Origin of the sequence: uncultured Mucilaginibacter sp., assembly GCF_913773635.1 — a bacterium.
Lineage (GTDB): Bacteria > Bacteroidota > Bacteroidia > Sphingobacteriales > Sphingobacteriaceae > Mucilaginibacter.
In genome coordinates this window covers 136,098-148,337 of sequence record NZ_CAJYGQ010000006.1, presented here as the reverse complement: position 1 = coordinate 148,337, position 12,240 = coordinate 136,098, and the positions used below count along the sequence as shown (strand labels likewise).

Genomic DNA, 12,240 nt, shown 5'->3' with positions numbered 1-12,240 from the left:
GTACGTTTACACAGTGCCGGCTGTAATGTTTTGTAACGAACGTTTTTGTGTACGCATCAATAAAATTAACAGCAACATACCTGCAATAAAAAACAGGCTCAGCACCAACGTTGAGTTACGCATACTTCCTGTAAACGACTCAACAAAGCCAAATGTAAACAATCCGATTACAATTGCCAGTTTTTCGGTTACATCATAAAAGCTAAAAAAAGATGCTGTATCGGTAATATTTTGCGGCAAAAACTTGGAGTACGTTGACCTGGAAAGCGATTGAATACCTCCCATCACCAAGCCCACCACTACCGCAAGTAAATAAAATTGCATTTCGGTTTGGGTAAAATAGGCGGCAAAGCATATACCAATCCAAATTATCACTACTCCTATAAGTACCTTTACGTTGCCATAAGTTGCCGATAGCCTCGACATTAATGCAGCACCGGCAATAGCCACCAACTGAATTATCAAGATTGTTGCAATTAAGCTTTCTTGAGGCAAATGCAGTTCCTTAGCAGCAAAGCCGGTTGCAACCAGCATAACGGTTTGTACGCCCATAGAGTAGAAAAAGAAAGCTGACAAATACTGCTTTAATACAGGCATTGATTTTATTTTATGCAATACGTTCCCAAGCTCCTTAAAACCTCCGATTAATACATTTTGATTGTGATTACCTGCATTATTAGGCTGTCCTTTTGGTAATTTGTAAAATGGAATTTGTGCAAAGCCCAGCCACCATAAACCAACCAGTAAAAATGAAAGTCGGGCCGGTAAACTTGCATCTGTAATACCAAATAGTTCCGGTTTCAAAACGAACACAAAGCATACTATTTGCAAAACCACGCTACCAATGTAGCCGTAAGTAAATCCTTTTGCACTTACCTTGTCCTGCTGTTCCAAAGATGCTATTTGCGGTAAATATGAATTGTAAAACACGGCACCGCTGCAATAACCTATGGCTGCTAATGCAAACCAGAGCATGCTTATCTCAAGGGTTTCCAGTTTAAAGAAAAATAAGGCACAGCACGATAACCCGCCCATCCAGGTAAAGAGTTGCATGTAACTCTTTTTATTGCCGCGGTAATCGGCTATTGAAGTTAAAATTGGAAGCAGCAAAACAACAACCATATAAGCCGCAGCCAGCACATAATCTTGCAAGGCGGTATTGACAAACTGATACCCTAAAAAGCTTACCTTATCGCCCCGCTCTTTAGTTGTAGTTATAGCCGTGTAATATGCCGGGAAAATGGTAGAGGTTATAACCAGGTTGTAAGCCGAGTTTGCCCAATCGAACATTGCCCACGCGCGTATGGTTTTAGGATTGTTTTTGGTTTCCATTGATTGAGCTAAGTTAAATAAAGAACGCTTGAAAAAAAGCATAAGCACTTAACTAAGCATCTACAAACAAGAAACGCCCGCTAAAATTAGCAGGCGTTTTGTTTGCTTGTATGTAAGAGTAGCTTACTTTGCTACAGCATCAACCACAGCCTTGAAAGCTTCTGGGTGATTCATAGCCAAATCAGCTAATACTTTGCGGTTTAAGCCAATTTCGCTGGCGTTTAACTTACCCATTAATTGTGAGTAAGAAATACCATGCTGACGGGCACCAGCGTTAATACGTTGGATCCATAAAGCGCGGAACTCTCTTTTTTTGGTTTTACGGTCGCGGTAAGCGTACTGTAAACCTTTTTCAACTGTGTTTTTTGCAATGGTGTAAACCTTGCTGCGTGAACCATAATAACCTTTTGCAAGGTTCATGATTTTTTTCCGGCGTCTTCTCGACGCTACTGCGTTAACTGAACGTGGCATTTTTTTGCTTTTTTGGTAGTGAGTGTTCCATTAAAGGAAACTTTACGAACTCGAATACCTGGTTAAAAATTAATGAATTACTTTCCGATACAAAGCATACGTTTAACGTTACCCATGTCGGCTTCAGATACCATGCTGGTCTGACCTAAGGCACGCTTACGTTTTGTTGACATCTTGGTTAAGATGTGGCTTTTGTATGCGTTTTTTCTTGCAATTTTACCGGTTCCAGTAAGCTTAAAGCGCTTTTTGGCACTGGAATTGGTTTTCATTTTTGGCATAACACTTATTTATTTTATTCCTACGCTTCCACAGCGTATTATCTTTAATCAGTATATTACTGATTGTTAACTACTACTTTTTAGCGGCTTTAGGGCCAACAATTAAAAACATACGTTTACCTTCAAGCTTGGGTAACTGCTCAACCTTGCCCACTTCTTCAAGTGCCTGTGCAAACTTAAGCAATAAAATTTCACCCTGCTCTTTGTAAACAATTGCACGGCCTTTAAAGTGTACGTAAGCCCTCACCTTTTCACCTGCTTCAAGGAAACCAATGGCATGCTTCAGCTTAAAGTTAAAGTCATGATCATCAGTATTAGGCCCGAAACGGATCTCCTTAATGATGGTTTGCTTAGCATTACTTTTAATCTCCTTCATCTTCTTCTTTTGCTCGTAGATGAACTTGTTATAGTCAATCACACGGCAAACAGGAGGAACAGCGTTAGGAGATATTTCAACCAGATCCAACTCTTGTTCCTGTGCTATGGCCAACGCATCGCGGGTAGAGAAAATTCCCTGCTCCACGTTATCGCCCACCAAACGCACTTCGGGAGCTTTAATGAAGTTATTAATGTTGTGCTCTGCTTCCTTTTTCTTAAAAGGAGGACGCGGACCTCTGAAATTCGGTTTATTTAATGCCAAGTTATATGGTTATTTCTTTAATTAATTGTTGTTTAAAATCTTCAATACTCATGCTTCCCAAATCGCCGGTGCCATGTTTACGAACTGATAGCGTGCCTTCGGCAGCTTCTTTTTCGCCCACAATCAGCATATATGGGATTTTCTTGACTTCGGCGTCGCGTATTTTGCGACCGATTTTTTCATCTCTAAAGTCAATTAGCCCGCGAATATCGGAATTATTAAGCATTTGTGAAAGTTTTTTTGCATAATCTTCATACTTTTCTGAAATAGGCAAAATAACATACTGCTCGGGCGATAACCATAACGGGAAGTTACCGGCGCAGTGCTCAATTAAAACAGCCACAAATCGCTCCAAAGAACCAAAAGGTGCACGGTGAATCATTACCGGGCGATGCTTTTGATTATCGCTACCAGTATACTCAAGCTCAAAACGCTCGGGCAAGTTATAATCTACCTGAATGGTTCCTAACTGCCATTTACGGCCTAAAGCATCCTTCACCATAAAATCAAGCTTAGGACCGTAGAACGCTGCCTCGCCCAATTCTATCACTGTACGCAGGCCTTTCTCTTCTGCCGCTTCGATAATTGCAGTTTCGGCAAGCTGCCAGTTTTCGTCGGTACCTATGTACTTGGCTTTGTTTTCCGGGTCGCGTAGGGAAACCTGTGCAACGTAATCCTGGAAGCCAAGAGCGTTGAATACATAAAGAACCAGGTCAATTACCTTTTTAAATTCTTCTTTAACCTGGTCGGGGCGGCAAAACAAGTGGGCATCATCCTGAGTAAAGCCACGCACACGGGTTAAACCGTGAAGCTCTCCACTTTGCTCGTAACGGTATACTGTTCCAAATTCGGCGAAACGTACAGGCAAATCTTTGTAAGAACGTGGTTTGGTTTTATAGATTTCGCAATGGTGCGGGCAGTTCATCGGCTTCAGGAAAAACTCCTCTCCCTCCTGCGGAGTTTGTATAGGCTGGAAGCTATCTTTACCATATTTTTCGTAATGGCCAGAAGTTACATATAGGTTTTTATGACCAATGTGCGGCGTAATTACCTGCTCGTAACCAGCTGCAACCTGTGCACGCTGTAAAAAGTTAACCAAACGCTCACGCAAAGCGGTGCCTTTCGGCAACCACAATGGTAAACCCATGCCTACCTTTTCAGAAAAGGCAAACAGCTCAAGCTCTTTACCTAACTTACGGTGATCACGCTTTTTTGCCTCCTCCAGCATGTTCAAATACTCGGCAAGTTCGCCGGCCTTTGGAAAAGTTACGGCGTAAATACGGGTTAACTGTTTGCGGCTTTCATCACCGCGCCAGTATGCACCCGCTACATTCATCAACTTTACTGCCTTGATAAAACCGGTGTTGGGAATATGCGGACCACGGCATAAATCGGTAAAATTACCTTGTGAGTAAAAGGTTATTGAACCATCAGGAAGATCTTTAATAAGATCAAGTTTGTATTCATCGCCTTTATCAGTAAAGTAGGCAACAGCTTCATCTTTACTTACCGGCTTGCGTATATACTCGGCTTTGGTTTTGGCAAGCTCGAGCATTTTATCTTCAATTTTCTTGAAATCTTCCTGAGCAAAGGTACGGTCGCCAAAGTCAACGTCGTAATAAAAACCGGTTTCGATAGCCGGACCAATGCCAAATTTGGTACCCGGATACAAGGCTTCTAAAGCCTCTGCCATTAAGTGAGCTGACGAATGCCAAAAGGTAGCTTTACCTTCATCATTTGTCCAGGTTAATAATTTAACACTGGCATCTTGCTCAATTGGGCGACTTGCATCCCACACTGCGCCATCTACTTCGGCGGCTAAAACGTTACGGGCTAAACCTTCAGAAATTGACTGTGCAATTTGCATAGAAGTGATTCCTTTATCGTACTGACGAACGGAACCATCAGGAAGTGTAATGTTAATCATCTACAACTATGATTTATTGTTCTTTTAAAAAATATTACTGTTTAATCACCTACGGAAGTGATTGTTAATTGGGTGCCAAAGTTAGAATATTTATTAGGATTGCATTGATTATTCGGCCATGATTTTAAGGCGCCTTCACGACATTCATAGCAGTAATTCAAACAATCATCTAACGCGGAAAGCTATGACTTAAAATCTTTTGATGCCATTCGTTATTCATTCCAGCGGTAGCTATCATGCTCCAAACCAATCAAATCAATTACCCGGTTTACCACTGTTAAGGCTACTTCTTCAATGGTTTGTGGTTTACTGTAGAATGATGGCACTGCCGGACAAATAATACCACCCGCCTCGGTTACAGTTGCCATGTTGCGGATATGGATGAGATTTAAAGGCGTATCGCGGGCAACAAGGATAAGCTTTCTGCGCTCTTTTAAAATTACATCGGCAGCACGGGTTACTAAATCGTCAGATACACCGGATGCTATACGACCAAGTGTACCCATAGAGCATGGAATAACCACCATGGTATCATAACGTGCCGAGCCCGATGCAAAGGGGGCCATAAAATCATGCTTATCGTAAAACTTGAAAGGTAAGTTCTGGTAGTCGGTATTATCAAGCTCGGTTTCCCAAACCTGTTTGGCATTAGTTGACATAATGATGCCTACGTCTGCTACCTGGGTAGCCAGCTCCTGAAGCTTTTGCAGTAATAATTTAGCGTAAATAGCACCGCTTGCGCCGGTAATAGCAACTACAATTTTCCTTTTCATCACAAAACTAAACAGGGCAAAGGTAGAAAAGTTGAAAGCATAAAAAAGGGTCGAATATTACTACTCGACCCTACATCTACCTATGAAAAACATGCCCTATGAGAGGGCATTACAAATATAGAAACTATAATCTGTATATTAAAATTTAATTAAATTTATTTCAACAAATTCTTTTCGATCAAAGTTTGAATGATGCCATCGGCCATACCAACGGTTGGAACGTATATAGATTTAATGTTTGCCCACTTCATTACTGTAGTATAAATTTCGCAAGCCGGTATAATAACATCTGCACGGTCTTGGTTGAGCTTCAGCACGTTAATGCGATCTTTCAACGAATAAGACGAAAGGTAGCTATATAACGATTTAAGCTTTGTGTAGCTTAATGCCTCACCATCCTTCTCATCGCTTAGCTTAAACAATTTGTTAATATTACCCCCGGTACCTACGCCGTATATTAACTTATATGCTTTAGTATGTTTGCGTACAAAGTCCTGCATCTCGCGCCAGGTTTCTTCTTTATCCTGGTTATCTAATATACGGATAGTACCAATGTTAAATGATTGAGAGGCAACCAATTCCCCATTGGCAAACAATGAAAGCTCAGTACTACCGCCGCCAACATCAATATACAAATATGTTTTACTTTCATCCAGATCAACACCCTTGTGGCTGGCGTAAATTATGCCTGCCTCTTTATCACCATGGATTATTTCAAGGTCGAGGTTAGCTTCCTGCTTAATACGCTTTATTAGCTCGGGGCCGTTTTTAGCTTCGCGCATGGCCGATGTTGCACAGGCCATATAATCACTTACCTTGTAAACGTCCATCAGGTTTTTAAATGCCGACATGGTTTTAACCAAATCTTCGGCCTTACGGTCTGATATATTTTTATCCAAAAAGGCATCGTCACCTAAACGCAGGGGTACGCGTACAAGCGTGTTTTTTTTGAATGTAATTTTTCCGTCGTTCTGTATAATGTCGGCTATAAGCAGGCGTACTGCGTTTGAGCCGGTATCAATTGCGGCGTATCTCAAGTTGTTAAAGTATTAAGTTGTTTCAAATATTCATAGATCTCCACCTGTGCACGGTGATGAGTGTCGGTACGGGTGCGATGGTATCTGTTGGTATTACTCTTGTTAATCTCGCGCGACTTGGTATTGTCGCGCAGTTGGATTTCAAGTATATCCTTAATTTCCTGTTTTATATCTTCATCGTAAATAGGAAACCCTACTTCCACCCTATTGTCAATATTGCGGGTCATAAAATCGGCCGAGGTCAAATAAATCAGCTCTTTACCCCCGTTTGCAAATACATGCACCCGGGCATGTTCAAGGTATTTATCTACAATGCTGTAAACTTTAATATTTTTACTGTACCCCTCTACCCCCGGAATGAGGCAGCACATGCCACGTATCAGCATTCTAATTTTCACACCTGCGTTACTGGCTTCGTATAGCTTGGCAATTATTTGTTCATCAGCCAAACTATTCATCTTTAAAATCATGTACGCCTCTTTACCTGCCTTAGCGTTATTAATCTCGGTATCAATAAACTTGTAAAGAGCCGGCCGTGAGTCAACCGGCGATACTACCAGGTGCTTAATATCTTTCGCCAGTTGACCCTTGTTAATAGCCCTGAATACGCTAAGCATATCCAGCGTTAGCTTTTTATTGGCGGTTAGCAGTGTATGGTCAGCATAAATATTAGCTGTTTTCTCATTAAAGTTGCCGGTTGAAAGGCAACCGTAGTAAGCGGGCTTACCTTTCTCCATACGTACAACCAAGCATATTTTTGCATGCACCTTGTAACCCGGAACGCCATGTATAACCTTGATGCCTTCATCTTCAAGGCGACGGGTCCACTGAATGTTGTTTTGCTCGTCAAAACGTGCCCGCAGTTCAATTAAGCAGTTTACTTTTTTACCGTTTTGGGCAGCGTTAATAAGCGCGTGCATAATACGCGAATCCTCGGCAAGGCGGTATACCGAAATATTTATTTCAACTACTTTAGGATCAATAGCCGCTTCACGCAGGAAATGAATTACATAATCATATGACTGATAAGGTGTGCTGATGAGATAATCTTTAACGGCTACCAAACTCATCAGGCTCTTCCCAAACGACAGCCCATCAACCGACAAAGGGCGGTTACGCTTATACTCTAATTCGGGGCCACCTACATTAGGGAAAGCAATAAAATCTTTAAAATTTTGATAGCGGTTACCCGGTATCATATTTTCGGTATTTAAGCCCAATTTACGTTTAAGCTGGGCAAGCATATCATCAGGCATTTCGGCATCGTACAGCAAACGCATTGGCCGCCCCTTCTTACGTTTTTGCAGGCTTTTTGAAAGGGCATCAATAAACTTTTCGCTTACCTCTTTATCAAGATCAAGCTCAGCATCGCGTGTAAGCTGTATAGAATAAGCCTCCATGCTATCATATTCAAAAATGAAGAATATGTCTTCGAGGCTGTATCTGATAATATCATCAACCAGTATGATAAATTTTAATTGATTGGTTTCGGGGAGTATAAGAAAGCGGGATAAGTTGCTAGGCAGCTCAATAAGTGCCAGTCTTGTTTTTTTACCCTTGGTAAGTTTCACGAGAAAATAAATGGCCCTATCATGCAGCATAGGCAGTTGCCTGTCGTCTTCAAGCATAATGGGCACCAGGGTTGACAAAAGCTTTTCGCGGAAGTATTTTTTTACGAACGCCCCGCGAGACACGTTCAACTGCTTCTCGTTAAGAATAAATATCTTTTCTTCGGCAAGCTGTTTTATGATAATATTCTCGTAAAGGTTATGGAACTTTTTTTCCTGCTTTATTACAATGCTTTTGATTTGGTTAAGCACCTTTTTAGGATTATAACCCAACAATGCCTTCGATTTTTCGTTGAGATTGGTAAGCCTTGACAGAGTGGCTACCCTCACACGGTAAAACTCATCCAGGTTTGACGAGAAAATAGCAAGGAACTTTATACGGTCAATGAGCGGAACCGTTATATCGGCCGCTTCCTGTAAAACTCGGTCGTTAAAGTACAACCAGCTTATTTCTCGGTTAATTAAAGGAATTGTTCTATCAGCCATAAAAAAACACCACAGGGGTTCTGCGTGTGCGTACGCAAAACTGCCTATTTAAATGTTAACATAATATTAACTTCAATATATTTTGAAGCTGTTTTGTTTATAGATACTGTTAAAATTAACTTTGCGATTCACATATTAAACACACTGCCTTATGCCATCATTTGATATTGTAAGTAAAATAGATGCTCAAACGCTTGATAACGCCATAAATAACGCTAAAAAAGAAATTTTAAACCGTTATGACTTTAACGACTCAAAAAGCACTGTTGACCATGATAAAAAAACAAACCAGCTAACCGTAGTTACTGAAAATGATATGCGCCTGAAAGCTATTCAGGATGCTATTATAAGCCGTATGGTAAAACAAGGTTTAGACCCTAAGGCCCTTGACTTTGGAAAAGAAGAATATGCCTCAGGCAACATGATCAGAAAAGAGATCAGCATTAAAGAAGGCGTTGATAAAGAGGTTGCTAAAAAAATTGTTAAAAAAATTAAAGACAGCGGCTTAAAGGTTCAGGCTTCTATTATGGACGACCAGGTACGCGTTCAAGGTAAAAAAATTGACGACCTGCAGGCCGTAATAAGCGTATGCCGCGGCGAAGATTTTGGTCAGCCTTTACAATACATAAATATGAGAGCTTAGAAAATATTCAAGCCGGAATTTTAAAAATTTTATAAATGCCAGGTTTACTTATCTACTGTTATAAACTCTTACAATCCGATTAATTCTTAAAATTCCGGCTCGAAATATAAAAAAAGCCGCCCTGTAAACAGAGGCGGCTTTAATCTAAACTAAACCAACACTTAACTTATGAAAACATTCTTTGCTTGATTACTTCACTGCAATTTCGCGTGCTTGTAACTTAGCTTCTTCTTTTTTAGCTATTGTTAACTTCAATATACCGTTGGTATATGCTGCCTCAATGTTGTTTTGGTCAACAGTTTCAGGCAGGGTAAATGAACGGTTGAATGAGTTATAGCTAAATTCCTTTTTGCTGTATTTTTTACTTTCTGTAGCTTCTTCCTGTTTTACCTCGGCAGCTACCGTCAAAACGTTTTTCTCAACGTTTATTTTAAAATCTTCTTTTTGCAAACCAGGTACCGCAAATTCAATATCAAACGCAGCTTCTGATTCGGTAATGTTTACTGCCGGTATTTTCGCTATGTTAGCCGTGTTCAAAAACTGATCATTGAAAATTGAATCAAACACATCAATAAAACGAGGTGCAACTGCTGGTTTTCTGTGTCCGTTGTTAAATTTCACTAAAGTCATTTTTATATCCTCCAAAAGTTTCTTTTTATTAATTTCGTAGGTACCTATACAAGCGGTATACCAACGCTTAAAAACATTTAAAAAGGAAATATTTCGTGACTTTTTGTCGCTTTAAAATATTTTCACAAGACAAGTTGACACAAAATGACTGAAAATTTAGCAAACTATAAATTTAAAGCTCCTATACCTATCCGCTTTTCGGATATTGATGCTTATGGAAACGTAAGTAATACCATTTACTTAACCTTCTTTGAAATTGCCCGCCTGAGTTATTGGAAGGAAATTGCTCAATGGGACTTTAATAGTTGCGGCGTAATATTGGGACGGTCTGAGGTAAATTATCTCAAACCCATTAAGGTTGATGATCAGATAGCTTGCTACCTGCGCACATCGCGCATAGGAAACAGCAGCTTTGATGTAATGTATGTTTTGGTAAAAATCAATGCTGATGGTGAAGAGGAAATCTGCACTACAGGAAAGTCAGTATGCATCAGTTACGACTACGCTAATTTGAAATCGGTGCCAATTCCTGCAAATGAGCGTCAGCGTATGATTGACTATGACGAGCCTGGACTGATTACCAATACAAATTAATTATTGTTAACGTATACCGTAACGCCCGATGCTGCTACCTGCCCTTTTAAAGGCGGGTTAAGTTTCTTTAGCTCCACCTGCAGGTTAGTAATATAAGGGAATTGCTCCATAATGGTATTGGCCATACCTTGTGCAACGGTTTCGAGCAGTTTTTGCGGGTGCTTCATGTATTCATGAGCAATTTGGCATAATTGCTCGTAATTAAGCGTTTTCTCTAAATCGTCATTTATATCAGGATGTTGAGGGTTGAAGGTGGCTTCAATGGTAACTACAAAACGGTTACCTAAAATTTGCTCTTCACTGTAGTAGCCATGCCGTGCAAAAAACTCAGCGCCGTATAATCCAACCTTTATCATAATGCAAATGGTGTTTGAGGTAGCCTTTAAGTAAGTGAAAAATTCTACTACTTTAAAAAATCCCGGTACCAATAACCCGAATTTTTAATAATACGTTCCTGCGTATCAAAGTTAATGTGCACAAGTCCAAACCTCGGGCGGTAACCTTCCGCCCACTCAAAGTTATCAGTAAGCGTCCACACAAAATAACCATTTACCGGATACCCTTCCTGCTTAGCCTTTAGTACCTGCTGTAAGTTATCATGCAAATATTGTATGCGTAAAACATCTTCAATGGTATCACCGGTAACGGTGTCTTTAAAAGCCGAACCATTCTCGGTAATGATAATATTATTTACCTTCTGATAGGCACTAAACTTCTTTACCATTTCATAAATAGCCTGGGGGTAAATCTCCCAGCCCATTTCAGTCAAAGGCACGTTACGGGTTTTAGCCTCAACCAACTTGGCTTGTATATAAGGCGTAAACATGGAGTATTTAACAACCTCGCGCGTATAGTTTTGGATGCCTATAAAGTCAAAATCAAATGATAGCTTTTGCTCATCACCGTCTTTTATATATTTTTCTATACGCTGCAGCACGGGCAAATCAGCTATAGGATAACCCATGCCCAGCAACGGCTCAATATAAAGCCGGTTTATAAGTACATCAGCCCGGCTTGCGGCAGCTACGTCACGCGGCTTAGTAGTTAGCGGTTCAATATGTGAGCAGGAAAATGTGTTGCCAATTATAGCTTGAGGAAGTAATGTTCTTAACGTGTTGGCACCTGAAGCAATGCTCATGGTAACATGGTGTACGGCAGGTAAAAAGTTTTTTAATCCGGTGCGCCCAGGCGCATGCAAACCCAAAAAATAACCTGCGCCTGTAAAAACGGCCGGCTCATTCATCACCATCCAGTGTTTAACACGGTTGCCAAATGCCTTGGCACAAACGCTTACAAAGTTTGTGAACCATTCTATGCTTTCGCGGTTGGTCCAGCCACCTTTAAGCTCAAGGCAAAGCGGCAAATCCCAATGATATACGGTAAGCCATGGCTCAATACCTTGTTCAATGCAATAATCAATTACCTTGTTGTAATAATCAATACCCGCCTGGTTCACCTTGCCGGTACCATCAGGCAAAATGCGTGTCCAGGCAATAGAAAAACGAAAATTAGGAATATTGAGCTGCTTTATAACGTCAATGTCCTGCTTGTACCGATGGTAAAAATCACAAGCTGTTTGAGCATTTTGATTACCATGCACCTTGCCTTTCCTGCCGGTAAATTCATCCCAAATGGAAGCAGACTTACCATCGGCAAGGCAAGCTCCCTCGGTTTGGAAAGCAGCCGTAGAAACGCCCCAGCTAAAGCCAGGGCCAAACGAGTGTTTAGTAAACAACTGTGCAGTAGTATGAGTATCCATTTAACAAACCCCAACCATTGCAGGGGCAAAATTGTTCGAACTAAATGGATAACGCAAATATTTGCAAATAACCATTAATGAATAAAAGACGATTTTAAGCTG

At 40.6% G+C, this 12,240-nt stretch carries 13 protein-coding genes; 2 read left to right on the top strand and 11 right to left on the bottom strand.

Annotated features, from left to right (window positions below; translation table 11 throughout):
• Positions 1-6: 6 nt before the first annotated feature.
• The 8 genes from QZ407_RS06030 to ppk1 all read right to left on the bottom strand — a co-directional run bounded on the left by QZ407_RS06030 (position 7) and on the right by ppk1 (position 8,512).
• Positions 7-1,332 (bottom strand): MFS transporter, encoded by a 1,326-nt coding sequence (locus tag QZ407_RS06030; RefSeq protein ID WP_295768689.1) that lies wholly within the window; start codon positions 1,330-1,332, stop codon positions 7-9.
• A gap of 123 nt (positions 1,333-1,455) precedes the next feature.
• Positions 1,456-1,803 (bottom strand): 50S ribosomal protein L20, encoded by a 348-nt coding sequence (gene rplT / locus QZ407_RS06025; protein ID WP_157541168.1) that lies wholly within the window; start codon positions 1,801-1,803, stop codon positions 1,456-1,458.
• Between the two features lie 77 nt (positions 1,804-1,880).
• On the bottom strand, positions 1,881-2,081 hold the full coding sequence (rpmI, locus tag QZ407_RS06020) for a 50S ribosomal protein L35 (RefSeq protein WP_295768686.1): 201 nt from the start codon (positions 2,079-2,081) through the stop codon (positions 1,881-1,883).
• A 73-nt stretch (positions 2,082-2,154) separates the two neighbouring features.
• Positions 2,155-2,721 carry a translation initiation factor IF-3 gene (gene infC, locus QZ407_RS06015; protein ID WP_157541162.1) on the bottom strand — a complete coding sequence of 189 codons (567 nt, stop codon included), beginning with the start codon at positions 2,719-2,721 and terminating at the stop codon, positions 2,155-2,157.
• 1 nt (position 2,722) lies between these two features.
• Positions 2,723-4,648, bottom strand: coding sequence for a threonine--tRNA ligase (gene thrS, locus QZ407_RS06010; protein WP_157541159.1), 1,926 nt, complete (start codon positions 4,646-4,648; stop codon positions 2,723-2,725).
• A 212-nt stretch (positions 4,649-4,860) separates the two neighbouring features.
• On the bottom strand, positions 4,861-5,421 hold the full coding sequence (locus QZ407_RS06005; RefSeq protein WP_295768682.1) for a UbiX family flavin prenyltransferase: 561 nt from the start codon (positions 5,419-5,421) through the stop codon (positions 4,861-4,863).
• A 155-nt stretch (positions 5,422-5,576) separates the two neighbouring features.
• Entirely contained in the window at positions 5,577-6,458 is an 882-nt protein-coding gene (locus tag QZ407_RS06000) for an ethanolamine ammonia-lyase reactivating factor EutA (protein ID WP_295768679.1), read from the bottom strand.
• Complete coding sequence (ppk1, locus tag QZ407_RS05995; RefSeq protein WP_295768676.1) at positions 6,455-8,512, bottom strand: polyphosphate kinase 1; 2,058 nt, start codon at positions 8,510-8,512, stop codon at positions 6,455-6,457. Before ppk1 ends, QZ407_RS06000 begins: the two co-directional genes overlap by 4 nt.
• Positions 8,513-8,663: 151 nt before the next feature.
• Here ppk1 and QZ407_RS05990 point away from each other — a divergent pair, with 151 nt between their 5' ends.
• Complete coding sequence (locus QZ407_RS05990) at positions 8,664-9,155, top strand: YajQ family cyclic di-GMP-binding protein (RefSeq protein WP_157541147.1); 492 nt, start codon at positions 8,664-8,666, stop codon at positions 9,153-9,155.
• A gap of 189 nt (positions 9,156-9,344) precedes the next feature.
• Here the strand turns inward: QZ407_RS05990 and QZ407_RS05985 are convergent, their stop codons facing one another.
• Positions 9,345-9,785, bottom strand: coding sequence for an Hsp20/alpha crystallin family protein (locus QZ407_RS05985; protein WP_295768671.1), 441 nt, complete (start codon positions 9,783-9,785; stop codon positions 9,345-9,347).
• Positions 9,786-9,929: 144 nt separating this feature from the next.
• Here QZ407_RS05985 and QZ407_RS05980 point away from each other — a divergent pair, with 144 nt between their 5' ends.
• On the top strand, positions 9,930-10,379 hold the full coding sequence (locus tag QZ407_RS05980; protein WP_295768669.1) for a thioesterase family protein: 450 nt from the start codon (positions 9,930-9,932) through the stop codon (positions 10,377-10,379).
• On the opposite strand, the gene folB is transcribed toward QZ407_RS05980, so the two are convergent.
• Together folB and QZ407_RS05970 are read right to left on the bottom strand one after the other, a co-directional pair.
• On the bottom strand, positions 10,376-10,735 hold the full coding sequence (gene folB / locus QZ407_RS05975; RefSeq protein WP_295768666.1) for a dihydroneopterin aldolase: 360 nt from the start codon (positions 10,733-10,735) through the stop codon (positions 10,376-10,378). The two genes, QZ407_RS05980 and folB, sit on opposite strands and share 4 nt — an antisense overlap.
• Before the next feature lie 47 nt (positions 10,736-10,782).
• Complete coding sequence (locus QZ407_RS05970; protein WP_295768663.1) at positions 10,783-12,138, bottom strand: GH1 family beta-glucosidase; 1,356 nt, start codon at positions 12,136-12,138, stop codon at positions 10,783-10,785.
• Between the last annotated feature and the right edge of the window lie 102 nt (positions 12,139-12,240).